At 70.0% G+C, this 25053-nt stretch carries 26 protein-coding genes; 18 read left to right on the top strand and 8 right to left on the bottom strand.

All coding sequences use genetic code 11. The features are described 5' to 3' along the window. Positions 1-133: 133 nt before the first annotated feature. Genes ACV530_RS17000 through ACV530_RS16985 form a run of 4 tightly spaced genes read left to right on the top strand, consistent with a single transcriptional unit; the run spans position 134 to position 5122 of the window. Entirely contained in the window at positions 134-1246 is a 1113-nt protein-coding gene (locus ACV530_RS17000) for a GNAT family N-acetyltransferase (RefSeq protein ID WP_494333326.1), read from the top strand. Further along, positions 1246-2874 carry an ABC transporter substrate-binding protein gene (locus ACV530_RS16995; protein ID WP_494333325.1) on the top strand — a complete coding sequence of 543 codons (1629 nt, stop codon included), beginning with the start codon at positions 1246-1248 and terminating at the stop codon, positions 2872-2874. The genes ACV530_RS17000 and ACV530_RS16995 overlap by 1 nt, the downstream gene beginning before the upstream one ends. Beyond that, positions 2871-3869 carry a GNAT family N-acetyltransferase gene (locus ACV530_RS16990; protein ID WP_494333324.1) on the top strand — a complete coding sequence of 333 codons (999 nt, stop codon included), beginning with the start codon at positions 2871-2873 and terminating at the stop codon, positions 3867-3869. Before ACV530_RS16995 ends, ACV530_RS16990 begins: the two co-directional genes overlap by 4 nt. Further along, on the top strand, positions 3866-5122 hold the full coding sequence (locus ACV530_RS16985; RefSeq protein ID WP_494333323.1) for an MFS transporter: 1257 nt from the start codon (positions 3866-3868) through the stop codon (positions 5120-5122). The genes ACV530_RS16990 and ACV530_RS16985 overlap by 4 nt, the downstream gene beginning before the upstream one ends. 7 nt (positions 5123-5129) lie before the next feature. Here ACV530_RS16985 and ACV530_RS16980 read toward each other — a convergent pair whose 3' ends face one another. Then, a complete protein-coding gene (locus tag ACV530_RS16980) occupies positions 5130-6938 on the bottom strand; it encodes a CocE/NonD family hydrolase (RefSeq protein ID WP_494333322.1) in 1809 nt (602 codons plus the stop codon). A 67-nt stretch (positions 6939-7005) separates the two neighbouring features. Between ACV530_RS16980 and ACV530_RS16975 the strand changes: the two genes are divergently transcribed. The 4 genes from ACV530_RS16975 (at position 7006) to ACV530_RS16960 (ending at position 12739) form a co-directional block, all read left to right on the top strand. After that, the gene (locus tag ACV530_RS16975; RefSeq protein ID WP_494333321.1) at positions 7006-8652 is read left to right on the top strand and encodes a penicillin-binding transpeptidase domain-containing protein; all 1647 of its coding nucleotides are present in this window, start codon (positions 7006-7008) and stop codon (positions 8650-8652) included. Between the two features lie 9 nt (positions 8653-8661). Next, on the top strand, positions 8662-10284 hold the full coding sequence (locus ACV530_RS16970; protein WP_494333320.1) for an ABC transporter substrate-binding protein: 1623 nt from the start codon (positions 8662-8664) through the stop codon (positions 10282-10284). Between the two features lie 110 nt (positions 10285-10394). Then, entirely contained in the window at positions 10395-11165 is a 771-nt protein-coding gene (locus tag ACV530_RS16965) for an AfsR/SARP family transcriptional regulator (RefSeq protein ID WP_494333319.1), read from the top strand. A gap of 98 nt (positions 11166-11263) precedes the next feature. Next, entirely contained in the window at positions 11264-12739 is a 1476-nt protein-coding gene (locus ACV530_RS16960) for a peptidoglycan D,D-transpeptidase FtsI family protein (RefSeq protein ID WP_494333318.1), read from the top strand. Positions 12740-12745: 6 nt separating this feature from the next. On the opposite strand, the gene ACV530_RS16955 is transcribed toward ACV530_RS16960, so the two are convergent. Further along, positions 12746-13372: a histidine phosphatase family protein gene (locus ACV530_RS16955; protein ID WP_494333317.1), complete on the bottom strand. Its 627-nt coding sequence runs from the start codon at positions 13370-13372 to the stop codon at positions 12746-12748. A 50-nt stretch (positions 13373-13422) separates the two neighbouring features. Here ACV530_RS16955 and ACV530_RS16950 point away from each other — a divergent pair, with 50 nt between their 5' ends. Then, on the top strand, positions 13423-14004 hold the full coding sequence (locus ACV530_RS16950) for a Uma2 family endonuclease (protein WP_494333316.1): 582 nt from the start codon (positions 13423-13425) through the stop codon (positions 14002-14004). A gap of 4 nt (positions 14005-14008) precedes the next feature. Here the strand turns inward: ACV530_RS16950 and ACV530_RS16945 are convergent, their stop codons facing one another. Next, complete coding sequence (locus ACV530_RS16945) at positions 14009-14659, bottom strand: TetR family transcriptional regulator (protein WP_494333315.1); 651 nt, start codon at positions 14657-14659, stop codon at positions 14009-14011. Between the two features lie 109 nt (positions 14660-14768). Here ACV530_RS16945 and ACV530_RS16940 point away from each other — a divergent pair, with 109 nt between their 5' ends. Both ACV530_RS16940 and ACV530_RS16935 read left to right on the top strand, forming a co-directional pair. Continuing rightward, positions 14769-15158, top strand: a complete 390-nt coding sequence (locus ACV530_RS16940) for a VOC family protein (RefSeq protein ID WP_494333314.1) — start codon at positions 14769-14771, stop codon at positions 15156-15158. 89 nt (positions 15159-15247) lie between these two features. Then, entirely contained in the window at positions 15248-16012 is a 765-nt protein-coding gene (locus tag ACV530_RS16935; protein ID WP_494333313.1) for a MerR family transcriptional regulator, read from the top strand. 63 nt (positions 16013-16075) lie between these two features. On the opposite strand, the gene ACV530_RS16930 is transcribed toward ACV530_RS16935, so the two are convergent. Next, positions 16076-16975 (bottom strand): YwqG family protein, encoded by a 900-nt coding sequence (locus ACV530_RS16930; RefSeq protein WP_494333312.1) that lies wholly within the window; start codon positions 16973-16975, stop codon positions 16076-16078. Positions 16976-17436: 461 nt separating this feature from the next. Between ACV530_RS16930 and ACV530_RS16925 the strand changes: the two genes are divergently transcribed. Then, positions 17437-17568 carry a hypothetical protein gene (locus ACV530_RS16925; RefSeq protein ID WP_494333311.1) on the top strand — a complete coding sequence of 44 codons (132 nt, stop codon included), beginning with the start codon at positions 17437-17439 and terminating at the stop codon, positions 17566-17568. 24 nt (positions 17569-17592) lie between these two features. Here the strand turns inward: ACV530_RS16925 and ACV530_RS16920 are convergent, their stop codons facing one another. Next, positions 17593-17799, bottom strand: coding sequence for a DUF397 domain-containing protein (locus ACV530_RS16920; protein ID WP_494333310.1), 207 nt, complete (start codon positions 17797-17799; stop codon positions 17593-17595). Beyond that, positions 17748-18563 (bottom strand): helix-turn-helix domain-containing protein, encoded by an 816-nt coding sequence (locus ACV530_RS16915; protein ID WP_494333309.1) that lies wholly within the window; start codon positions 18561-18563, stop codon positions 17748-17750. The genes ACV530_RS16920 and ACV530_RS16915 overlap by 52 nt, the downstream gene beginning before the upstream one ends. Before the next feature lie 81 nt (positions 18564-18644). Between ACV530_RS16915 and ACV530_RS16910 the strand changes: the two genes are divergently transcribed. Continuing rightward, positions 18645-18803: a hypothetical protein gene (locus ACV530_RS16910; protein ID WP_494333308.1), complete on the top strand. Its 159-nt coding sequence runs from the start codon at positions 18645-18647 to the stop codon at positions 18801-18803. 155 nt (positions 18804-18958) lie between these two features. Beyond that, positions 18959-19879 (top strand): hypothetical protein, encoded by a 921-nt coding sequence (locus tag ACV530_RS16905; RefSeq protein ID WP_494333307.1) that lies wholly within the window; start codon positions 18959-18961, stop codon positions 19877-19879. On the opposite strand, the gene ACV530_RS16900 is transcribed toward ACV530_RS16905, so the two are convergent. Further along, positions 19827-20510 (bottom strand): YoaK family protein, encoded by a 684-nt coding sequence (locus ACV530_RS16900; RefSeq protein ID WP_494333306.1) that lies wholly within the window; start codon positions 20508-20510, stop codon positions 19827-19829. The genes ACV530_RS16905 and ACV530_RS16900 overlap by 53 nt on opposite strands. 432 nt (positions 20511-20942) lie before the next feature. Between ACV530_RS16900 and ACV530_RS16895 the strand changes: the two genes are divergently transcribed. From ACV530_RS16895 to ACV530_RS16885, 3 genes are read left to right on the top strand one after another with little or no spacing between them, the layout of a single operon-like run. Then, entirely contained in the window at positions 20943-21860 is a 918-nt protein-coding gene (locus ACV530_RS16895) for a C1 family peptidase (RefSeq protein ID WP_494333305.1), read from the top strand. Between the two features lie 60 nt (positions 21861-21920). Next, a complete protein-coding gene (locus ACV530_RS16890; protein ID WP_494333304.1) occupies positions 21921-22757 on the top strand; it encodes an alpha/beta fold hydrolase in 837 nt (278 codons plus the stop codon). A 15-nt stretch (positions 22758-22772) separates the two neighbouring features. Beyond that, a complete protein-coding gene (locus ACV530_RS16885; protein WP_494333303.1) occupies positions 22773-23666 on the top strand; it encodes a LysR family transcriptional regulator in 894 nt (297 codons plus the stop codon). On the opposite strand, the gene ACV530_RS16880 is transcribed toward ACV530_RS16885, so the two are convergent. After that, the gene (locus ACV530_RS16880; protein WP_494333302.1) at positions 23632-24405 is read right to left on the bottom strand and encodes an alpha/beta fold hydrolase; all 774 of its coding nucleotides are present in this window, start codon (positions 24403-24405) and stop codon (positions 23632-23634) included. The genes ACV530_RS16885 and ACV530_RS16880 overlap by 35 nt on opposite strands. 168 nt (positions 24406-24573) lie before the next feature. On the opposite strand from ACV530_RS16880, the gene ACV530_RS16875 reads away from it, so the two are divergent. Further along, on the top strand, positions 24574-24969 hold the full coding sequence (locus ACV530_RS16875) for a hypothetical protein (RefSeq protein WP_494333301.1): 396 nt from the start codon (positions 24574-24576) through the stop codon (positions 24967-24969). The last annotated feature ends 84 nt before the right edge of the window (positions 24970-25053 follow it).

Genomic DNA, 25053 nt, shown 5'->3' with positions numbered 1-25053 from the left:
GTCTCCTTCTCAATGACGCGGAACGCCACGCATCCTGGCCAGGCGCGCTCTTGCGTCTCTCTCAGCCCGCTATCCGGTGCGCGGGGGACGCGGCGGAGAGCGGGCCGAGAGCAGGACGCTCCAACATCCCCGTGTGAGCAGTGGAGTTGGAGTTGCAGTTGAACAGTGGGAGACCCCGGAGCAGGCCGCCGAGGCGGGCTGGGACGGACTCCTCGGTCCGCAGGACTTCTTCCTGACCCCGCCGTGGCTGCGGGTCCTGCACGACTCCGCCGGTGCGTGGATGCGGTACCTCACCGCCCACGACCGGCACCGTCGCGTCCGGGGCGCGCTGCCGCTGGTGCGGGCGACCCTTGACGCGCCGTGGGCGCTGGGCCGCACGGACCTGTTGATGCGGCACTGCGCCGAGGAGGACATGCCGGGCGCCCGGGAGGTGCTCGCGTCCTTCGGGGACGTGTCGCGGCTGATGCCCTCGCTGATGTGCGGTGGCCGGCACCTGGGCCGCACCCGGCTCCTGCTCCCGCCGGACGCCCGCGACGCGGCGGCCTCCGACGCCGTGGACGTCGCCCGCGCGCTCGTCCGTCACGCCGAGCGGACCGCGCGGCTCGCCGACTGCGCGTCCGTCTGCTTCCCGTACGTGGACGAGACCGACACCGTCGTGCGGGCCGTACTCGACGAACTCGGGTACACCGCGCACGAGTCCGGCCGCTTCGCCTCCCTGACGCTGCCCGGCGAGGGGTTCCCCGACTACGCGATGGGGCTGCCGTCCCGCCGGTCCCGGCGGGTGCGCGCGGAACGGCGCCGGATGGAGGCATCCGACGTGGCGATCACCCTCGCCCCGCTCGACGTCGCGGACGTCCCCCGGCTCGCCGCCCTCGAGACCGAACTCTTCGCCAAGTACGGCATGACCGGCTGGGACCCGCGCCGCAGCGAGGCCGTGCTGTACGCGGCCGCCGAGCAACTGGGCGACGGGGCACTGGTGTCGAAGGCCGTGCTCGACGGCACGATCATCGGCTTCGGCCTGGTCCTCGCCCACGGCGGGGACTGGTTCGCCCACCGTGCCGGGTTCGACTACGCGGGCCAGGGCGGGCTGCCCCTCTACTACGAGCTCCTCTACTACACGCTCGCCGACCACGCGCCCGCCCACGGCGTGCGGACGGTCCACTACGGCATCGGGTCCACCGAGGCGAAGGTCTCCCGCGGCTGTGCCCTGTCCACCCAGTACCTGTACGTGAAGGAAGTCAACTGATGCCCGGCTGGAACGCGGCCGTCGGTGCCGTCGTCAACCCCTCCACCCGGCGCGGCGGCCGCCTGACCACGGTGGCCTCCGCCGACGTGGACTCCCTCGACCCCGCCCGCACCTACTACGTGTGGTCCTGGCTCCTCCAACGGTGCATGCAGCGCACCCTGATGGCGTTCGGCACCGACCCGGCCACGCCCTCGGTCGTCCCCGACCTCGCGGCCGGTCCGGCCGAGGTGTCGGACGACGGCCTGACGTGGACGTACCGGATCCGCCCCGGTGTGCGCTTCGAGACCGGCGAGGAGGTCACGGCCCAGGACGTCGCCCACGGGATCGAGCGGGTCTTCGCCCAGGACGTCCTGCCCGGCGGCCCCACCTATCTCGTCGAACTGCTCGACCACGACGGATACCCGGGCCCCTACCGGGGCGGGCGCTGCTCCGCGATCGAGTGCCCGGACGACCGCACGATCCGCTTCCGCCTGCGGCGCCCGTTCCCCGACTTCGACTACCTGATGGCCCAGCCCAACACCGCACCCGTGCCCCGACGGCACGACACCCGCGAGCGGTACGGGCAGGGCCCGCTGTGCTCCGGCCCCTACCGCGTCCGCCGCTACGACCCCGGTGCGTTCCTCCACCTGGAGCGCAACCCCCAGTGGGACCGTGCCACCGACCCCGTCCGTCCGGCGCTCCCCGACGAGCTGACCGTCCGATTCGGCGTCGACGTGGACGACATGGACGCCCGGCTGCTCGCGGGCGAGTTCCACCTCGACATCGAGGGCCGGGGCATCCAGCACGCCGCCCGGGACGTCATCCTCGCCGACCCGGTGCTGCGCGCGCGGGCGGACAACCCGGCCACCGGGTTCCTCCAGTACGTCACGGTGCAGACCGCCGTGCCGCCCTTCGACAACGTCCACGCCCGCCGTGCCGTGTTCCGCGCCGCGGACAAGGCGGCGCTCCTGCGGGCCCGGGGCGGCGACGGGGTCGGCGGGTCCCTGGCGACCAGTCTGTTCCCGCCGACGCTGGCCGCCCACACGGGGTACGACCGCTACCCGTCGGGACCGGACCTGACCGGCGATCTGGACGGCGCGCGCGCCGAGTTGGCGGCCGCGGGCCTGCCCGACGGCTTCGACACCGTGATCGGCACCCAGCCCGGCAAGTTCGAACTGGTCGCCCGCGCCCTCGCGGAGTCGATCGCCCGCGTCGGCATCCGTGCCCGGATCGAGGTCCTCGACACCGCGTCGTACTACCGGACGGGCCTCGGCCACCCCGGCACCGTCCGCGAACGCGGCCTGGGACTCGGCGTCACGGACTGGGGGGCGGACTACCCGACCGAGTACGGCTTCCTCGCGCCGCTGGTCGACGGCCGTCACATCAAGCGCACCGGCGGCAATTTCAACTTCGCCGAACTGGACGACCCGACGGTACGGACGCTCATCGACGAGGCCCAGGCCCACACCACCGCGGGCGCGCGGGTCCGGGCGTGGCGACGCGTCGAGAAGACCGTGATGGACCGGGCGGTGATCCTGCCCATGGCGCACGACCGCACCCTGCACTACCGCCACCCGGACGTCACGAACGTCTACGTCCACCCGGCCTTCGGCCTCTACGACATCCAAGCGATGGGACTCACGCAGTGAACCTCCTCTTCACCGCCGTCGACCCCGAGGACCGCGGCACGGTCGACGACATCCACGCCCTCCGGACGGCGGCACACCGATCCGACACCCCGCACCTGCCGCCCCCGTGCTTCGACGACTTCGCGGGCTCGCTGCGCGTGCCGCCCCCGGCCACCGACGTGGAGGAGTGGGCCGTGTACGACGAGCGGCAGCGCTGCGTCGCCTCGATCCGCCTCGAGTTCCCGCGCGAGGAGAACACCGACGCCGTCACCGCCGCGGTGCTCGTCGTCCACCCCGCGTTCCGGAACCGGGGGGCAGGAGCCCGCTGCGTGGACTTCGTACGCGACCGGGCCGGGGCGGCCCTGCGTTCCCGGATCATCCTGAGCGCCGACTCCGGGCCCGGCCAGGACCGGCCCTCTCCCGCGCACCACCTGGCGAGCACGCTTCGCGCCCGGCCGATACTGACCCTGGAGCACCTGCGCCTCGACGTCGGCGACGCCCCCGCGCCGGATCCCGTCCCGACGGGGTCACGCGTGCGCTTCTGGGGCTCCGAGGTCCCCGAGGACCTGGTGCGCGAGGCGGCCCGGCTCGAAGCCTCCCTGTCGGCCGACGCCCCCACCGGCGACCTGGGCTGGGAGCCGCAGCCGGCCGCCGTGTCCCGCATCCGCGATTTCGAGCGCATGCGGATCGCCCGCGGCCGCCGCGCCCACCAGTGCGGCATCGTCGACGAGGCGACCGGGCGCATGCTGGCGTGGACCGCGCTGTCGATGACCCGGGCCAACCCGGACCACGCCCTGCAGGCCGTCACCGTCGTCGACCCCGCCCACCGGGGCCAGGGCCTCGGCCGCCTCGTGAAGGCGCACAACCTCGCCAACTGCCGCGCTGCCGAAGCGGAATTGCGCCGCGTCGACACGTGGAACGCCGAGGGCAACGCCCACATGATCGGTGTCAACGCCGCCTTCGGGTTCCGGGCCGCGGGCTCCCGGTGGCTGTGGGAGCTGGCAGCCGCCCGATGACGCCACCGTTCTCCCGCCTGGTCGCGGCGCACCTGTCCGCGCACCTGGGTTTCAGGATCGGGCAGACCACGTTCCCGCTGGCGGCCCTGTCCGCGACGGGCGCCACCGCGGCACAGGCCGCGCTCCTCGTCGCCTTCCAGACCGCCGGATTCCTCGTGGTCGGCCTGCCCGCGGGGGCCTGGGTGGACCGCTGGCCGAAGGTCCGCACGATGGCCCTCGCGGACGGGGCGCGCTGCCTCGCGGTGCTGGTCCTCGTGCTGCTGTGGACCTGCGGCGGCCTGGCGCTGTGGCATCTGTACGCGGCGGCACTCGCCGTCGGGGTCGCGTCCGTGTTCTTCGACGTCGCCGCCCAGTCCGCGCTGCCACGCCTCCTCGGTCCCCAGGCGGACCTGGTCCCGGCCAACGCACGGCTCCTCGCCGTGGAGTCGGTGGCCTCGGTCACCGGTCCCGCCACCGCCGGTGCCCTCGCCTGGATGTCGGCGCCGCTCGGCTTCTGGTGCGCCGCGCTCGCCTACGGCGTCTCCGCCACGGCCCTGTCGTTCCTGCGCACCCCGGACGACCGCCCGGCAACCCCCCGGCGTCGCGGCGTGCTCGCGGAGGTCGGGGAGGGGCTGCGGTTCGTGACCGGTACGCCCGCGCTGCGCCGGCTCGGGATCGCGACGGGGCTGTACAACCTGGCCTGGTCCGGCGTCATGGCCCTGCTGATCGCGCTGCTGATCGGCCGGGGCCTGACGGAGACGCAAGCCGGTGTCCTCGTGACGGCCTACGGCCTGGGCGGTGTCACCGGCGCGCTCGTCGTCCGCCGCCTCTCGCGGCGGCTCGGACACACCCGGTCGATCGTGATCGGCCTGCTGCTGCCCGCGCCGTTCGCGGTGCTGACCGGGTGCGCGGGCCACGTCCCGGCGTGGGCGGTCGCCGTGGGCCTGTTCGGCGCCGGAGCCGGTGCCGCGGTCTACAACGTGACCCAGCTCAGCCTGCGTCAGCGGATCACGCCCGCCTCGCTGCACGGCAGGGTGAACGCGACCATGCGGTTCCTGGTGTGGGGCACGATCCCCCTCGGTTCGGTGCTCGCGTCGGCGTCGAGCCACGCCTTCGGGGCCGCCGACACCGTGCTGGTCGCCGGCGGCTGCTGTGCCTTCGTCTGGCTGCTCCTGTTGCGCTTGCCGGACCCCCTTCCGGACCCTCTTCCGGACCCGCCCGCCGAGCACGGGAGCCGGCGGGCGGGACCGGAGAACGAGGAGGCGCGCGCCTGACGCCACGTCACTGTCCGTTGCCCGAGGGGACGGTCAGCACGCTCTCGGAGGGATCGATCCGCACCCGCGTTCCGGCCGGGTAGCGCAGGGTGTGGTCGCGGTCGGTCGAGGTGAGGACCAGGCCGACGCGGTGCCCGGCGGGAACCACGTGGTCGGTGGGTTCGAGGCGCCACCGGAACGTGTAGGAGGTGTCCGGGTCGACGGCCGTCTGACGGCTCGTGCTCTCGCGGTTGCGGATGTCCGTCCAGCCACGAGTGATGATCTTGAAGGGTTTGGTCTCCCGCACGTACTCCTTCAACGGGCGACAGCCGGAGTTGCCGGGCGCGGAGTCGCCGAAGCACCAACTCCCCTCGCCCGCGCCGAGCTTGACCGGGTACTCGGCGGGCCCGTAGTCCACGAGGAATGCCGACAGGTACGGGGACGGCCCGCTGACCTTCGCGCGCAGGGTGATCCTGGGGGTGCCGGAGATCCGCCGGTCGGCGGGCAGCGGTCCGGTGAGGAACGCGAGGCGCGCGGGGTCGACGCCGTCGGGGTCCGCGGCGAGCTGGTCGCCGGTGCGGGACGGGTCGTCGGTCCAGCCGGATCCGCCGCCGCGCAGGGAGCCGAGGCGGACGGTCCGGTCGGACGCCGTGCGCGAGGGCCACTCGGAATAGGTGTCCCACCGGCCGGAGGGCCGCTGGATCTGGACGCGCGGCTCGGCGTCGGCGGCCGACGGCAGACCCATCAACTCCTGGTCGAACCAACGGTGCACGGAGTCCAGCCACTCCTGGCGCCGTACGTCGATCGGGTCGTCGTGCTGCGCCTGGGTCAGCCACAGCCGCGACTTGACGCCCGAGGCCTGCAACCGGGTCCAGAGGTCGAGGGACTGCTTGGGCCGCACGTTCCAGTCGTTGAGCCCGGCGACGAGAAACACGGAGGCGCGGACGCGGTCGGTACGGGCGGCGAAGTCCCGTTCCCGCCAGAAGGAGTTGTCGTCGCCGGTGGTGTGGTCCATGCGCCGTTGCACCTCCTCCACGGCCGCCGCGCACTTCTCCGGCCGGTCGCGGGTGAGGACCAGCTTGACGTGCATGTCGGCGTCGTTGCCCGGGTACCCCTTGGGGCCGACGTTGCCGCCGTTGGCGCGGTAGTAGTCGTACCAGCGGGAGACCGGCAGGAGCGGCACCACGGTCCTGAGCCCCTTGACTCCGGTGGTCGCGGTGGCCAGGGCGAGGGTGCCCTTGTAGCTGGTGCCGGTCATCGCGGCGGTGCCGGTGGACCAAGTGGCCCGCACCGGGGAGCCGTTCGCGTCCTCGGCCCGGGCGCGTCCCGCGAGCCAGTCGACGACCTTGGTCATCGCCTTGACCTCGGCCGGGGAGACGGTTCCGGGGCAGCCGGTCGAACCGCCGGTGCCGAGCGTGGACACGGCGAGGGTGGCGTAGCCGCGCGTCACGAAGTAGTTGTCCCAGTAGGGCGGGTACTGGTCGATGTCCCGCGCGCCCGCGCCCGGGGCCCACGGGGCGAGGCGGGGTGTGTCGATGACGTCGGCCGGGTGGAAATCGGCCTGCGCGAAGCCGCCGTGGTACGGCGAGGCCTCGATGATGGACGGTACGGGCTTCTTGGTGTCCGGCCGGATCACCTGCACCCGGACCCTGTCCTCGATACCGTCCGCATCGGTATCCGTGCCGGTGGGGACGTAGACGGTCTCCCGTATGGCGGTGCTGAAGTCGTGGACGGGCATCGTCTGCCGCGGGGCGGCCGCGTGCGCGGGCGCCCCGGTCGCGGGGAAGAGGAGAGCGGCAGACACGAGCGCCACGACGAGACGTCGTGCTCTGTGCATCCGGCCACCTTTGCCTTCGCCACGGGGAAAGAGCAAGGCGAGACCGGCGCCTCCTAGGGTGCCGGTCATGGCTCGACGCACGGAGAAATCTCATGGCGGGCCCCGCCGGAGCCGGGGCAAGCAGGCACTGGGCGGTGCGGTGGCTCTCGCTGTCCTGTCCGGGATCGGCTACTGGGGCTACGACGCGCTCGTCGAGGACTCCGACGACCCGGACGTGGCCCAGGCCACGGCACACCTGCAGAAGTTCCTCGACGCCTGGGCCGCGGACCGGCCCCGGCAGGCCGGTGAGCTCACCGACTCGCCCAAGAACGCGGAGTCGTTGCTGAAGTCGGTCATGAAGAACCTCGCCCCGAGGAAGACGGCGATCGACGCCGACCGTGACGGCGCGTCCAAGAACGGGCCGGGCAATGTGACGGTGCCGTTCCGGGTACGCATGGACATCGAGTCGGCCGGCGGCCTGACGTACGGCTCGCACGCCAAGGTGCTGAAGAAGGACGGCACTTGGCAGGTCGAGTTCTCCACCCCCGTCATTCACCCGAAGATGGTGCCCGGCCAGACCCTCTCCCTCGAGACCGCCGGGGACCGGGGGCGGATCCTCGACAAGAACGGTGCGGAACTGCGTGCCACGTCCGTGACGGGCGCCGTCGACGAGCACGGCAAGGGCATATCCGGCCTCGAGGCCCGCTACGACAAGGAACTCTCCGGCGGGGGCAAGCACCAGCGCGACGTCGTCGTCGTGGACCGGACCACGGGCCGCGCCGCGGAGAAGCTCACCGACTCCGGCGCGGGCAAGGGCGAGGACATCCGCACCACGATCGACCCGAAGGTGCAGCAGGCGGCCGCGGACGCGCTGGAGGGCACGGAGAAGAACGCCTCCATCGTCGCCGTCGACCCCGCCAACGGGCACATCCTCGCCGCGGCCAACCGCCCGGGCGGCATGAACCGCGCCCTGGCGGGCCGCTACCCGCCCGGCTCGACCTTCAAGGTCGTCACGGCGGCCGCGCTCCTGAAGGCCGGACTGAGCCCGGAGCGGGTCGCCGAGTGCCCCAAGTTCGCACACGTAAACGGCCAACGGTTCGAGAACCAGAACCAGTTCGTGCTGCCGGACGGCTCGACGTTCGAGGACTCCTTCGCCAAGTCGTGCAACACCTTCTTCGTCGGCGCCCGCGCCAAGGTCGCCGGGAACGCACTGCCCGAGGCGGCGAGGTTATTCGGCATCGGCGGTGCCTGGGACGTGGGCGCGGTGACCTACGACGGGTCCGTGCCCGCGCCGCGGAGTGACAACGAGCTGGCCGCCGCCACCATCGGGCAGGCCCGCGTGCAGGCGTCGCCCATGGTGATGGCGTCCGTGGCGGCGACGGTGAAGGCCGGCGGGTTCACCCAGCCGGTGCTGGTCCCGGACAAGGTGAAGAACCGGCACACCGCACCCCGCCTCGACGCGTCCGTGGGCGACGGCCTGCGCAGGATGATGCGCGCCACCGTCACCAAGGGCGCCGGGGCGATGCTGCGGGACATCCCGGGCGAGCCGCACGCCAAGACCGGTACCGCCGAGTTCGGCGAGGCCAAACCCCCGCAGACACATGCCTGGATGATCGGTTACCAGGGGGCGGAAAGCCTCGCCTGGGCCGTGCTCATCGAGGACGGCGGCTCCGGCGGAAAGGACGCCGGACCGGTCGCCGCCCGCTTCCTGAACAACATGCACAAGGCAAGCTGAGGAACACCCGTGGCTTTCAACGCCGTGACCCGCGGAACCGTCAACCCCTCTGCCCGGAAGGGCGGAGTGCTGCGTTTCGTACGCACCGACGACTTCGACTCGCTCGATCCTGCCGACACCTACTACGCGTACACCTGGAACTTCATCCGCCTGCTCGGCCGCCCCCTGGTCGGCTACGTCGACGGCCCCGACGGACAGCCCCGCCTCGGTCCGGACCTCGCCGAAGGCCTGGGCGAGGCGACCGACGGGGGCCGTACCTGGACGTACCGGCTGCGTGCGGACGTCAGGTTCGCGGACGGCGCGCCGGTGACCTCGGCCGACGTCAAGTACGCGGTGCTGCGCGCGAATTTCCCCGAGGAGGTCTACGGCGAGTCCGTCGCCCGGGGCGGCCCGCAGTACTTCCGCCAGTACCTGACCGGCCCCGACGGGATCGAGACCCCGGACGAGCGCACGGTCGTGTTCCGGCTCCGGGAGCCGTTCGCCGGCTTCGACCACCTCGCGGCGCTGCCCACGACCATCCCCGTCCCCGCCGCCCACGACGACTTCCCCCGCTATCGCCGGCATCCGGCGTCGTCGGGCCCCTACCGGATCTCCTCGTACGACCCGGGTGCGACGCTGCGGCTGACCCGGAACCCGTACTGGTCCGGTGATTCCGACCCGATCCGCACCGCTCTGCCCGACGAGATCACCGTCAAGCTGGGTGTGTCCGGCCCGGAGGTCGACCGGATGCTGCTCGCGGGCGAAGCCGACATCGACCTGGCCGGGGTCGGGGTGCAACCCGAGACGCAGGAACGGCTGCTTGCCGAACCCGAGTTGAGGGCACGCGTCGACAATCCGCACACCGGCTTCGTATGGCTCTACTGCATCAACCAGAACATCGGCCCCCTGGCAGACGTGCACGCCCGCCGCGCGGTGCAGTACGCCACGGACAAGCAGGCGATGCTCGACGCCTACGGCGGCGCCCCGGCCGGTGACCTCGCCACCACGCTCCTGCCGCCCGGCCTCTCCGGCCATGCCCCCTATGACCGCTACCCCGTGGGCGAGCACGGAACGGGCGATCCGGCCGCGGCCCGCCGCGAGTTGGCGCTCGCCGGCCTGCCGGACGGCTTCCGTACGCGTATCGCCGCGCGGGAGGACCGGCGCAAGGAGTGGCACGCCGCCCTGGCCCTGTCACGGGGGCTCGCGCGGGTGGGGATCGACGCCGAAGTGGTCCCCTTCCGGTCCGGCGACTACTTCACCAAGGCCGCGGGAGTGCCCGCGTACCTGCGGGAACACGGCATCGGCATCGTGATGTTCGGGTGGGCCGCCGACTTTCCCGACGGGTTCGGGTTCCTGCAGCAGATCGCCGACTCTCGCGCGATCAAGGACGCCGGGAACCAGAACCTCGGGGAGCTCTCCTCGCCGCGGATCGACGGACTCCTGGACACCGGCGCGCGCACCGCCGACACCGAGGCACGGGCCGGGATCTGGACCACGGTGGACCGGGAGGCGATGGACGCCGCGGTGATGTGTCCTTATATGTACGTGAAGTCGGTTCTGTATCGGGGTGACCGGGTCGCCAACGTGAGGCTGTCGCAGGTGTACGGCATGTACGACTACGCTGTGATGTCTGTCATGGGCAACACGCGTTAAAGGCCTTACATTTACTGTATATTTACCATTCGTTGCCCTCTCCGTTGATGGTTTCTGTCGGACCAACAGGTCAGGGCACGAAGGCAGTTACGACAGACATGGGGGGAACCATGGTTGTGGCCACACGCCTGACGGTTCAGCTTCTGGGCCCGGTCACGGTCCGGCACATCGACACGACAGTGCAGATCAAGGGGCAGCGGCAGCTCAAGTTCATCGCCACGCTCGCCCTGGCCGGCGGCCGGACTGTCAGCAAAGAGACGATCATCGCGGAGTCCTGGGACACCGAGCCGCCGCGCACGGTCGAGGGCCAGCTGCAGAACAGCGCGTGGATGATCCGCAGCGCGCTGGAACAGGCGGGAGCGGACCGGGACGTGCTGCTGTCGCACGACGCCGGTTACCAGCTCTGCGTCCCGGCCACGTCCGTCGACCTGTTCGAGTTCCGTGACATGGTCCAACGGGCCAGGTCGCGCGTGGCCGAGGGCGACTGGGCCGCTGCCTGGATGCTGATCGACGCCGCGCTCGGCCTCTGGCAGGGACCGCCTCTGGGCGGCCTCGCGTCGGAGCGCCTGCGGGCTCGGGCAGAGGCCATCGGCCGGGAACGCGTGGTGGCGCTCGAACTGCGGGCCCGCGTCGACCTGCAGCTCGGCAGCCACGACGCGGCCATCAGCACGCTCGAGGAGCTGCTCGTGGGCGATCCCCTGCGGGAGGACCTGTACGAGTTGCTCATGCGCGCCTTCTACGCGGCCGGTCGGCAGGCCGACGCGATCGCCGTGTTCCATCGGGCCCGGAAGATCCTCATGGTCGAGATCGGCATCATGCCCGGCCACCGGCTCCAGTCGGCGATGCAGGGGGTCCTCGAGCAGCATCTGCAGGCCGCCTGAGGCGGGAGCGGGAACCGCGGGCCACCTGAAGCGAGGCGACGGACGGGCCGGACGAGGGGTCACGACCTCGTCCGGCCTCCGGCGCAGAGGAGAAGTGCATGAACAAGCCGGTACGGCACATAGCCGTTTTCTGCGGGGTGCTGACATTCGCTCTGCTGGCCCGCGCGACGTGGGTCCAGTTAGTCCAAGCCGACACCTTGGCCAACGACCCCCACAACAGCCGGGTCAAGATCGAGGCGTTCGCGAATCCCCGCGGCGACATCATCGTCGGCGGCCGGGCCATCACCGGCTCCCGCAAGACCTCCGGGGACTTCCGGTACCAGCGGACGGTCAAGGACGGCCTCATGTACGCCCCGATCACCGGATACGCCTCGCAGCTCATCGGGACCTCCCTGCTCGAGCACACCTATGACAAGGTCCTCAGCGGCCAGGACGACCGGCTCGCGTTCAACCGCGCCCTACGGGTCCTCACCGGCGACAAGCCGCGCGGCGGTGACGTGATCACCAGCATCAACCCCAAGGCGCAGAAAGCCGCCTACGAGGGGCTGAGCAAACTCCACGCGAAGGGGGCGGCGGTCGCCATCGAGCCCGGCACCGGCCGGATCCTCGCGATGGCCTCCACGCCCTCCTACGATCCGTCCGCCTTCGCCGGGATCACCGATGGCGGCACGTTCGCCAAGCTCGACAAGCGCAAGGACAAACCGCTGAGCAACCGGGCACTGCGTGAGACCTATCCGCCCGGCTCCACCTTCAAGATCGTCACGGCGGCCGCCGCCCTGGAGAGCGGCGTGGTCACCGACGTCGACGCCCCCTCCGGCATCGGATCGCCCTACGCGCTGCCGCTCACTCGCACGACGATCGGCAGCGAGGCGGGCGACGCGGCCTGCGCCAAGGTCTCCCTGAAGAGGGCCATGCAGCTGTCCTGCAACAACGTCTTCGCCGACGCGGCCGACAAGGTGGGCCTGGACAAGATGCGCCGGACCGCGGAGAAGTTCGGCCTCAACTCCACCCTCTACAACGCCGACTTCGGGGACCTTGCCGCCGCCAAGAGCCTGTACCCGGACAAGCTCGACCGGCCGCAGACGGCCCTGACCGGCATCGGACAAGGCAGCCTCACCAGCACACCACTGCAGATGGCCGCGGTCACTGCCGCTCTCGCCAACGACGGCAAGCTGATGCAGCCTCATCTCGTCGACGAAGTACGCGGCCCGGACCTGTCCTCGATCGAGAAGAACCGGCCCAAGGAGGTCTCCCGGGCCGTCTCCGCCACCACCGCGAAGAAGGTGCAGGAGATGATGGAGGCCACTGCTACCGGAGGCAGCGCCCGCGGGGCACAGATCAGCGGAGTCACCGTCGGCGGCAAGACCGGAACCGCCCAGCACGGCGCCGATGTCCGCGACGAGCGCCCGTACGCCTGGTTCGTCTCCTACGCCAAGAAGGCCGACGGCACGTCCCCCGTCGCGGTGGCGGTCTTCGTCGACCCCAAGGACATGGACATCCCCCGCGCCGACATCGCCGGCGGCAGGCTCGGCGCCCCCATCGCCAAGGCCGTCATGCAAGCCGTCCTCAACTGACGCCCGTCAGATGCGCAGCTCCGTCGGGAAGCCGGTCCAGCGGAGCTCTTCGGGCAGATGGCTCATGTCGTTGAAGAAGAGGACGGAGGCAGGCCTGCCGGGCGCGTACCGGATCACCGTCAGGGCCGCATTGCAGTGATTGAGGCCCAACCAGCGCCACTCCGGGGCGTCCTGGGCGGCACGTACGAGCCAGCCGATGAGGAAGTTGTGGGTCACCACGAGCTCGTGGCGGGGCTCGTCGCTCCCCTCCACGGGGCCGGTGAACAGCCCCAGCGCCTCCCGGGCCAGCGCGGGCCCGAGCTCACGCTCCTCCGCCGGGAAGCGGTTGAGGTAGTCGAGGAAGAAGTCCGCCGAACCCGGCGGCAGTTCCTCGCGCTTCGGCACGTACGGGATGCCGTCATCGGCTGCTGCCGACTGTTGCAGCGGCACGCCTGCGAGCTGTTCGCCGATGAGCCGGGCGGTCTCCGCGGCGCGGGGCAACGGGCTGTGGTGGATCACCGACAGGGGTGCGTTGCGGAGCCGCTCGCCGAGGAGTACGGCCTGCCGCCGGCCGTTCTCGGTCAGCGCGCTCTCGTCGGGCGTGGCCTCGCCGTGCCGGGCGAGGTAGAGGTACCGGGGTGCTGTGGCGGTCATGCCCGCAGGGACGCCGCGGAGCGCGGTCCGGTTTCGGGTACGTTGAGAGCGTGGCCGAGCAAGGCACTTACCGGCACCTGCGTGAGTACCGCGACACATTTGGCAAGCCTGCTCCCCTCGCATGGCCAGAAATCAGTCACGGTCAACTGCTGTTGATGCTGAGCCCGGCGTTGCACCACCAGCGAGTCGCTCATCGCGTACGCGTACAGTTCGACGCGCAGCTGTCGGGAACGGGCTTGGTCGCGATGACCGAAACCGACGTCGAGGACGTCGCACTCGGCATCCTGCGTATCCCCGACATCGTCGTCATCGACGAGGACATGGCCGACGCGGACGCCGAGGCGATCGACCCGCGTCGCGCCCACCTCGTCATCGAGATCGTCTCCCGCTCCAACCCGGAGAACGACTACGAGGGAAAGCTGCGCGATTACCCTGCGATGGGCATCCCGCACTACCTGATCATTGATCCCCGCGACGGAACCGCCCTCGACTACTGGGGCCTTGCAGCAGGCAACGGCGCACCCGTCTACGACAACCGGCAGCGTTACGCCTTCGGTGAGACGGTCACCGTCGGCGACTGGAAGGTCGAGACCGCCGGTCTGCCGCTCTATACGCAGAGCACCACCCGGTGACTTCTCAAGCCGGTTCGTCGGCGCGAGTCGCGTAGTCCGCCAGGGACGGTTCCAGTAGGTCGAAGGCGCGGGCGGCGTCGTCGGCGACGACGGTGGCGATCCGGTCGTTGTCGTGCCCGGCGAGGGTGAGTTCCTGGATGCGCTGGAAGAGGATCCGGTGCACGGCGCCGAGTTGGGCTGCCACGGTCCTGGGGGCGATGTCGTCGGGGGCGGCGCCGGTGGCCGTTGCCAGGGCCTCGGCGAGGGCCTCCTCGCGCTGGTCGTGGAGGTCACGGAGACGCGTGGTGAGGGTCGGACTGTCGGCGACCATGCGGGAGAACTCCGGCCCGGAGAAGCCCGCGACGGGGTCGCGGTCCTGTACGGCGGCCAGGAAGGCGCGCCGCAGCGCGGCCAGGGCCGATTCGTCGGGTGCGCGGTCGGCGACGGCCCGGGCCAGGCCGGTCACGAACTCCTCCTGGCGGTCGAGGGCCAGGTCTTCCTTGCGCGCGAAGTAGTTGGTGACGGTCTTCTTCGCCACCCGGGCCGCCGCGGCGATGTCCGCGATGGTCGTGGACTCGAAGCCCTGCTCCATGAAGAGCCTGGTCGCGTGCCCGGAGATGGCCTGCCTGGTCTCGTGCTTCTTGGACTCGCGGAGCCCCATGCGGTCGGCACTCATGGGCGAATCTTACATCCGACGTAACTTTCCCCTTGACGTACGAAGTGCGCCGGGCGTAACTTTACGTCGGTAGTAAGAATGGGATTGGCTTGGGGAGTTGAGGAGTCCGATGAACGTCACCACCAGCACCGTGGCCCTGACCGTCGACGATGTGGCCGCCTCGCGCGATTTCTTCATCGAGCACTTCGGCTACGCGAAGGCCATGGAGGCGGACGGCTTCTGCTCGCTGTCCCGCGAGGACGGGGCCGTCGACATCGCCCTGCACCGGCGTGGCCTCGAGGTGCTGCCTGCCGAACTGCGCGACCAGACCGCCTCCGGCGTGATGGTGGCGTTCACCGTCACCGATCTCGAGGCGGAGGAGCGGCGACTGCGCGAAGCCGGGGTCAACATCACGATGCCGCTGCGGGAGGAGCCGTGGGGTGAGCGGCTCTTCCTGGTCACCGACCCCAACGGCGTCGTGGTCGAGCTCCTCGACTGGATAACCCCGGCTGGTGAGTGAATCCGGCTTGCGGCTTCCGTAGCGTCAACTTCTACGGTCTTCCGTGTGGCCGGAGAAACCGGCCCGGCGATGAGAGGCAGAGCGAGGCAATGGCCTGGTCGATCGCGGACGTGGCCCGGATGTCCGGGGTGACCTCCCGGACGCTGCGGCACTACGACGAGATCGGCCTGCTGCCGCCGGCATGGATCGGGAGCAACGGGCACCGCTACTACGAGGAGGCCGATCTGCTGCGGCTGCAGCAGATCCTGCTGATGCGTGAACTGGACGTGGGCCTGCGCGAGATTCAGGCGGTCCTGGACAGCCAGGCCGACCAGGTGGCCGTGCTCCGCGAGCACCAGCAACGCCTGTTGGGGGAGCGGGACCGCCTGGAGACGCTCGCCCGCACGGTCGGCCGCACCATCGCCGAACTGGAGGAAGCGAAGGGCAACAAGAACATGACGAAGATCAACAGGCCGGAGAACCTGTTCGAGGGCTTCACCCACGACGCCGAGGCCGAGGCCGAGGTGCGCGAGCGCTGGCCGGAGGCGTGGGAGCAGTCCCGGCAGGCCGTCGAGGGCATGACCCCCGAGACCACGGAGCAGTGGCAGCGTGAGGCGACGGCGCAGATGATCCGCATGGCGGAGTTCATGGTGGCCGGCACACCGGTCGACGACCCCGCGGTCCAGGCCGAGGTGGACGCCCACTACCAGGGCGTGTGCCGCTTCTGGATCCCGAACGCGGCCGCCTACAAGGGACTTGGGCGGCACTACGCCGACGACCCGGCTTTCCGCGCCAACTTCGACAAGATCGCCGAGGGGCTGGCCGTCTACCAGCGCGACGCGATGGTCGTCTACGCGGACGCCCGGCTGAGCTGAGCGACGGACCGCACTGCCGGGGGCTGCAGACTCCGGCAGCGGGTCTCGTCCCTTGTGGTCCCCTCAGCAGCACTGCCATGTGAACATCGCCCGGTCGAACCGCCGTTCAGCCAGATCCTCCGGGCGTATCAGCCAGTACAGGGCTCCGCAGTCGCCCCACATCATGTCCGCGTCGCCGTCCGAGTCGAACTGGGCGAGCAGGGTCCAGCCGCGAGCCTCATCGTCGACGCGGGGGTCGTCCCAAGGGGTGTCTTTACCGAGGACGCCATGGGCGACCTCGCACTCGACCGCACCCTGGACGGGGCCCGCATGGCCGCCGATCCGGTGACCGATGTGCTCGTCGTCGTGCTCGTACAGCGCGTCGATGAACGCCTCGGCGTACACGGGGTGTTCGGGACGTGCCGAGTCGTCGGAGTCGGGGATGAACGCTTTGCGGACAACCGGATGCCAGATGTCGGGTGCGGTCACGCGGGCTTGTGCCGTCAGGGGAACCGCGGGGTAGGCCTCCAAGTCGCCTGGCATGGCACGTTCGGTGACGGCGGTCCCGGCCGCCACATAGAGCACCCGTGCCCCGGCCCAGCTCTGCGGGTCGTCCGGGTCCACGAATGCGTCCCCGTCGTCGAGTTGTCCGTCGAAGAAGAAAAAGACGAGCGTGCCGTCCGTGGGCAGCGCGATGTCCAGGGCGCCGGAGGGCAGCGCGGCGCAGTCCACGGAGGCGATGAAGGTGAGCGGGCCGTGGCCCTCCCACATCGGCCACTCCTCGCTCTCCGGCAGCTCCGGCAGCCCACCGAGCCGGCCGACCACCGCCTCCGAGCCGGTGTCCGACTCCGCCCCCGGGTGCTTCACCAAGCGCACTCCGGGCCGCAGCATGCCGATCCAGCGCTCCGCCACATCCGCGGGCAGGTGCCGGTGCGCGACGGTGTGCAGCGGGTCCGGGTGGGAAGGGGACGTCGTCTGTGTCATGCCGTCGATGATGCACGGCACCACTGACAATCGATCGGGCCCCTGTGGGTCGGCTGACGTTATGCCAGCGGTGAGTTGGGTACGTTCAATTTTCTGTTACATCCCATTTGTAACGTCACCAATTCACCGCTGACGTCACGTCAGGTACCCGGGAACGGATTACGCCCAGCCGGGCGTTGAGCGGGCATGGTGGCAACTCTGGCTGATGTTTCAGGCGAGTCGCGTGGGTGATTTCCTGCCGTACTTGGTATTGGTCGGCTGCCTCGCCGCGGTGATGGGCTTCCTCACCTGGCTTGCAGTTTTGGCCCGCCGCTGCGGCACCGCGGGCTCAGCTGTCAGTGCGGCTCTGGCCTCCCTCGAGGAGGCCATGCGCATCACTTCGCACGACGCCCACCACGAGGTGCGTGCGCAGGCCGATCGTCGGGCGCCGATCGCCTCGCCCGGCGACCCGCAGTGGGTCAGTGGCCGCTCTGCCGGTCTGGGCGAGAGACGTCGCCCAGATCCTCGGCCGACTGCCGGACGTCTTCGCCGTCGGCTCCGTCGTAGGTGGCGTGGCCGCTGAGTTGGCCGGGAGCGGCAGCATCGTGTTGTAGAGGGGACTGTCGCGGTTGTGGAGCCTATGGCTGGAGGCGGTCCTCGGTCAGAGCCGCGATGAACGCATTCCATGCGGAGGTGGGGAGCGTCAGCGAGTATCTGTGTGCGCGTTTGCTGTCCCGTATGGGGACGGTGTCGACCATGTCGCTGGATATCTCTAGACAGTCGGCATCACCACCTATGTCGCTGTAGGTGGACTTTCGCCATCGAATGTTGTTCGTGGTTTGCATGCGTCGAATTCCTCTATTGCCTGTTCGAGCACTCTGATTGATGCATCTGGAGGTAGGGCTGAGGCGTGCAAGAGATCGTAGCGATGAGAGTGGCGGGCTACTGCCGCCGGTTCTCTCACGAGCTTCGCGAACGCGCCTCCTTCCAAGTAGGCGACATCCGGGCTGTTTTTGAAGGACAGCAGTGTCAACGAACCGCCCATGGAGGCGTGGGCACCGACTGAGAACGGCAAGAGTTGGACTTCGATGTTCGGCGCCTTGGCCGACTCGACAACATGCGCCAATTGCTCGCGCATCACTGCAGGCCCACCGACGGTGCGACGCACCACTGCCTCGTCCAGTACGGCCCAGAGGAGTGGCGGCGCATCCCGAGAGAGGATCAGCTGTCGGCCGAGCCGGGTTCTCACCTGCTCTTCGATCTCGTCGGCAGTGCACCAGGGCTGCCCGACACGCATGATCTCGCGTGCATATGCCTCGGTTTGCAGGAGTCCAGGGATGCTGTGCGCCACGTATTTGTGCATGGCGGTTGCCTTGTCCTCATAGGTGAAGAACTTCTTGGACCAGTCCTGAAACGGCCCCTTCCCGATGTGATCCCACAGATCTGACAGGTCGCCGTCGGCGTTCAACACCTTGTCGAGCAGGTTGGAGACGTCCTCGGTGGGTACCTCTTGGCCGAGCTCGAACTGGGCGATTCTGCTGTGGGTCACCTGGACCTTGCTGCCGAGCTCTCGCTGCGTCCAGCCTGCTCGGTTGCGCAGCTTGCGCACCTTCTTGCCGTACAGGGCACGTGAGGTGCTGAGCGCGGATGTGGCGCAGGTGAATGCGCAGAGTCGGCGGGGTGGGCTCGCATGATCGAGGAACAGGGCAAGTCCGTGGCGGAGAAGGAAGGTTGTGTCGAGTGTCGGCGGATCAAGGTGTGCTACTACGTGGCGTTCCGGGCGGGGGAGCGGGAGTCTGCTGAAGCTTGGTGCGTGGTGATGGGGATCCATCTGCGCGAAACGCACTGAAACTCATCTTGCTTCACTCGTACGGGTGTTGTGATGCGGTGGCGGGTCGTGGGGCGGCCTGTGCGGGTTACGTTGCGGGCAAAGCAGCGACCCCCGGTGGTGCTCAGAACACCGGTCCGGGGGTCTTCATCACCAGGAGAAAGAGGCTCCCCGCGATGCTCGTGCACTTTATCGCGCCCGACGGTGGCTACACCCGCGTTTCGAACGAGATCATCCGGCATCCGCGCCTCGGTTCGGATGCCGTTCGGCTGCTGGTGTGGCTGCTGTCGCTGCCGCCCGGGGCGGACATGGCGCTGTCGGACGCGGCACGCCGCGCCGGGGTCAAGAAGGCCGCGTTCCAGCGGGCGAAGGGGCAGTTGAGGGACGAGCGGTACTTTCACGAGTGGCGGCTCCAGGGGCGGGACGGGCGTTGGACGACCACTCAGCTGATCTCCAACACACCCCTCGACCCTGCCGAGGCCCGGGCGATCCGTGATGGGTTCGTGCCGCCGACGGATGTGAAACCGGCCGCCGGTGAACCGACCCCTCGGGTCGTCGGCCGTTCCCAACAAAAGACTGGGGAGAAGACTTACCTCCCGCCCTCCCAGCCCTCCCGCATCGTGGAGCCTCATCCTCTCGCCGAGCGTGCGGGGCAGGTCCTCGCCTCCGTCTCGCACTCCGAGCGGCGGCTCCGCCTCAACGGCAGGGATATCCAGGCCCTTGCCCCGCTCGCCGCCGACTGGCTCCTGCGCGGCACCACCGCCGCCGACCTCCGCGAAGCGCTCACCCAGGGGCTCCCGGAAGCCGTCCACAGCCCGGCCGCTCTCCTGCGCGACCGGCTCGTGCGCAAGATGCCCGACATCCCTGCCCTGCCTGCCGTCGTCCGTCAACGGACCTCGCCGAGCGTCCCGTTGGTGCCTCGGGTTGCCGGTCGGATCGAGTGTCGTGGCGACCACATCCAGCCGTTGCTCTTCCTCCCTCAAGGTGACGAGGTCCTGTGTCGCGACTGTCGTCTGCAGGACGTGCAGGCCGCCCACGCCGAGGTCACCGCGCGCGGCGCAGCCGCCGTACGCGCGCAGTTGCGGGGGCGTGGCTGAGGGCGTAGCCCAGCAGTACGGCCGCGACGGCCACCGAACCCACTACCAGGCAGGTCGTGAGGCCGTGGAAGCGGAGCAGCAGCGCTCCGGCGAAGGCGCCGGCGAGCATGAGCAAGGGGGCGGAGAGGCGGCGGGGGAGGCGGGGGTTGGTGCCGCCCGCGAGGGTGGAGTCGGCGGCGAGGCCGGTGAGGGTGAGGGTGAGGACGGTGGTGGTCATGTCCGGGAGGCCCAGGCGTCTCACGGTCGCGTTGCGGCAGCCCATGGCGAGGGCGAGGGCGGCGATCACGGGGTAGAGGGAGGCCGTGGAGCCCACGAGGACGGTCGCCAGCACCGTGCCCGCCGTTTCGGCGGCGAGGGCGGCGGTGACCCAGGTCCGGCGGGAGCGGAGGTGGACGGCGAGGCGTCCGCCGAGCACCGCGCCGGTGAGGAAGGCCGCGAGCGAGACGGCGGAGGCGGTCATGGAGAAGCCGGGGGTGCTCGCGGCGGCGAAGCCGAGGATCACCACGTTGCCGGTCATGTTGGCGGTGAAGACGTGGCCGAGGCCGATGTAGCTGACGGCGTCGAGGAAGCCGCTCACCACGGTCAGGCACGCCAGGGTGGGGATCAGTCCGGATTCGTCGTCGGTGTTCATGCTCTCAGCGTCCTGCGGGGCGATTGATCGGTCCAACGGATCTTTTCGATGATCGTGATCGCTGTCATCGAACAATATCGTCACGGCGGGTAACGGCCCAACAGCTCCGTGGCTGCGTTCACTTGGACTTGATCAGGGCGCGCGGCTCGGCTAGATTCCACTCGCTATCGGACATGTCTTCGACAAAATCCGGTCGGCGGGAGCCTTGGTGCGCCCGAGTTCATGGGGTTTCGCACCCCTGCTCCTTACGTTAGGCAAGTGGTTGTCGATGTCGCCTGGTCTGCCCTGATCCCGCGCTCTGCGTCGCGGAATCCGCGCCAGGCAGCCGTCTCCGACGGCTGACCGACAGTCACTGAAAATGTCAGGTTCCTGACACTCTGTTCACTTCAAGGGGGAACAACAATGAGTCGTGCCCGCAAACTGAATGCCCTCGTGGCGGTTTCCGTTGCCGCGGCGACCGTCGCCGTGTCCGCCGGCGTCTCCAACGCGAGCGCCGCCGAGCAGGGCCGCGCCCAGGCCGCCGCCGCTCAGTCGGTCAAGGCCGACAACGGCAAGGGCCACCCGTTCGGCCTGGGCGCCGCGCCGTCCCAGTCGCCGTGGCGGCAGTCCGAGCTGAACACGCCCGTCGAGGACAGGCTGAACGCCCTGGCCCCGCAGCAGGCGGCCGGCATCGCCGCCGGGTCGAAGCTCCCCTCCCACGTCGACCTCACCAAGTTCGCGCCCACCCCTGGTAACCAGGGCCAGGTGAACTCCTGTGTCGCGTGGGCCATCGACTACACGGCCATGAGCGTCCTCGAGCGCGAGCAGAAGATCTCCGGTGGGCCCCAGGCGCCCATGTACACCTACTCCCAGATAGACCGGGGCCACAACGGCCCCACCCCGTCGTACCCCCACTTCAAGATCGCCGTGCAGCAGGGTGTCGACTCCAAGAAGGACTACTGGCAGGGCGACTACAACTACTCCACCCAGCCGACCGCGCACGAGCGTCGCAACGCCGCGCACTGGAAGCTGAGCGGGGCCACCCCGCTGCGCACCGGCGGCGCGATCGTCAACGGTGTGAAGTCCTCGCTGGCCAAGGGCATGCCCGTGGTCATCATGATCCCGATCCACAACGACTTCGAGTACCTCAACTCGAGGCAGGCTTCGTCGTTCGGGTACTACCCGAGCCGTAACTCGCCGCAGGTGGGCTACCACATGATCACGATCGTGGGTTACAACAACAAGGGCGTCCGGGTCGAGAACTCCTGGGGCACCCAGTGGGGCGACCACGGCTTCGTCAACTTCTCCTGGAAGTACCTGGCCAACCAGGTCGTCGAGGCTGACGCGGTCGGCAAGCTCAAGCGCCGGTAACACCAGGGCTGTCGGCGGCCTATCGGCGCGATGTCGGTGGGCCGGTGCATCCTGACGTGCATGGCAGAGATTCATGCACGCTCTCACGACGGTTCCCTCGTCACCGCTCTCGACGAGGGAACCGGGCCAGCGTTGCTGGTGGTTCACCCGGGTTCCAGTGATGTGGCGACCTGGGACGGTGTCAGCCGGTCGCTGATCGGCGACTTCCGCGTGGTCAGGATCCGCCGCCGGATCTACGCACCCGGGACGGCTTCCGCTTCCACGTCCGCACGGCCTCATTCGATGGCGGTCGAGGTGGCCGACATTCTCGCCATCGCCGGGCTCCTCGAGCCCCCGGTGCTTCTCGTGGGGCATTCCTCGGGCGCGGTCGCCGCGCTGGAAGCCGCGTTGTCTGCGCCGTCGTCCTTCGCCGGAGTGTTCCTCTACGAACCTCCGATGCCGACCTCCATGCCGATCGCGGGGGAAGCGGGGCGGCGTGCCCGCGCGAAGCTCGACGCGGGCGACCCGGTGGAGGCCATGCGCATCCACATGCGTGACATCGTCCGCATGCCCGCACCGGTGGTCGAGGCAATGTTCGAAGACCCGGAATCGCGTGCCGTGTTCGCCGCGAACGCGGCCGCACAGATCGCCGACACTGAAGCGATCGAAGCACTTGGCGTCGGCGTCGAGCGTTTCGCGAGGCTCGGGATTCCGACGACTCTGGTCGAGGGCGACCAGAGTCCGGCCCACTTGCGGGACCGGGTAAGGGACTTGGCGAGGACCCTGCCGGACGCGCGGACCGTCACGCTCGCCGGCCAGGGGCACGTCGCCCACCTCACCGCTCCCGATGTACTCGCCGGCACGATCCGGGAGATGGCCGACCGGGTCCTGGCACGGCACATCAGTGGCATCGAGTGAGGTGATCCACCGGTAATGGAGTTGCGGCAGATCGAGCACTTCCTGGTGCTCGCCCAGGAACGGCACTTCACGCGCGCCGCGCAGCGGCTGCACGTGGCGCAGTCGACGCTGTCCGCGTCGATCCGGGCGCTCGAGCGGGAGATGGGGCAGCCGCTGCTCGTCCGTACGACCCGGAGGGTGGAGCTCACGGCGGCCGGGGAGGCGCTGCTGCCCGCCGCGCGCAGGATGCGGGCGGCGGCGGTGGAAGCGCGGGCGGCCGTGGCGGAGGTGGGGGCGTTGCTGCGGGGGCGGGTCGCCATCGGGCTGATCCAGACGCTGGACGCGCTGGACGTCCCGGCACTGCTGGCGGAGTTCTCCGCCGCTCATCCAGGCGTCGAACTCCGGCTCGTCCAGGGGGACTCGGCACGCCTGGTCGAGGGCGTACGGGCCCATGAGTACGACCTGGCGCTCGTCACCGGTGGGGACCGTCCCGTCAACGGCGTGACGCTGACGGCGATCGCCGAGGAACCGCTCGTGCTCGTGACGGCGCCCACGCACCCCTTGGCGGGTAGCGAAGGGGTGCTTCTGCGGGATTTGGCCGGGCTTCCCTTCGTCGACTTCCGTGAGCGGTCCAGCCTGCGATCGCTCATCGATGCCGCGTGTGCGGGGGCCGGGGTGGAGCGGCGGGTGACGTGTCAGGTCGAGCACATGCCGGCGCTGATCGACCTGGTCGCGCACGGCCTGGGCGTCGCGCTCGTGCCGCGCAGTACGGCGGAGGCGTACGCGCCGCGGGTGGCGCCGGTCGCGGTGCGGCCGGTGATCGAGCGTACGGTCGCGGTGGCCACGGCGGCCGACGGGCCCGTCGAGCCCGCGGCACGGGTGGTGCTGGAGCTCATCACAGACCGTGCCGGTCGAGGAAGTCGAGGATGAGCTTGCGCCACTCCTCGCCGCGTTCGGTCATGACGAGATGGCCGGTCTCGATCTCGGCGTACTCGGCACCGGGGATTCCCCTCGCCAGCGCACGGGAGTTGGCGGGGGAGACGAGCGTGTCGCGGGTGGCGGCGACGACGAGCGTGGGGACGGAGATGCCCGCGAGGTCGCCCGTGGTGTCTCCGTGGCGGACGAAGTGCGCTTGGTCGAGGGCGCCGTCGGGGACCCCCTTGGCGGTCAGCTCGTAGAAGGGGGCGATCAGGTCGGGGGAGAGGTTGTTGAAGAAGTCGGCACTGAGACCGCTGAGGGCGACGAACCGGGCGAAGCCCTCCAAGTCCCTTTCGGACAGCAGCTTGTGCCAGAGGTCGAGGGAGGCGATCAGGCGGTTGTCGGGCTTGGCGAGGCCCGCGGTGAGCACGAGGCCGCGGACGCGCTCCGGGTGGCGGGCCGCGGCCCGTACGGACACGAGGGTGCCCGCGGAGAAGCCGATCAGGGTGAAGGTCTCCACGCCCGCGCGGGTCGCGGAGTCGACGACGGCGTCGGCGAGTTCGTCGAGGTCCAGCGGCCCGGTGCGGGGAGTGGCGCCGGAACCGGGGTAGTCGGGCGCGACGACGGTGCGGCCGCGGGAGAACTCCGGTATGCAACTGGCGAAGTTGGCCGTGATGGTGGCGCCCGCGCCGTGCGCGAGCAGGAGACCGGGGCCGGTGCCCTTGACGGTGGTGGCGAGCTTCATGTCCATGATCGCCAGCCTGGCACGGGACTCGGGTGCGGTGGGGTGTGACATCGGCCGCGTTTGAGCCGGTGTGCCATCCATCCGACAGGTCGTTGCCATGCGGCTGACGATCCTGTGGGGCAGGCTTTCTTGCGTGCAAGCGCAACTGCTCACCCACCAGAAGGGTTTATGACCATGCGAGTTGTTCGAACCGGAATTGTTGCTGCTGCGATCGTCGGCGCTGTCGCAGCCTCCGCTCTCCCCGCCGTCGCGGCCACTGACTCGGCGCACGGCACGTCCGTCGCGCACGTGGCGGCGAACCCGAAGAGGGTCAAGGACGCCGATTACAACTCGGCACGCGCCACCCTGATCGCGGCCGGAAGCCACACGGCCGCGGCATCGCACGTCAAGCACAACAAGAGCGGGGACTCGCCCGTGGACCACGGCATCAGCCTGCTGACCGAGGCGCGGGACGAGTTCCGGAACACGGACGCGCACCTGCCGGACGTCGACAAGAAGTCCCGCATGTCGATCGCCCACCGCAACGCGATCCAGAGCGCGGCCAAGACCATGGGCATCACCTCCTGGTAGCCGACCGCCATGTAGTCGGCAAAGCGAAGGGCCCCTCTTCCGGCGTACCGGAAGAGGGGCCCAACGCCCTTGCTGCGTGCGGGG

Source organism: Streptomyces sp. SX-6, from assembly GCF_059089585.1.
Note: the sequence above shows the minus strand (reverse complement) of the source record. Positions and strands in the feature narration are given on the sequence as shown.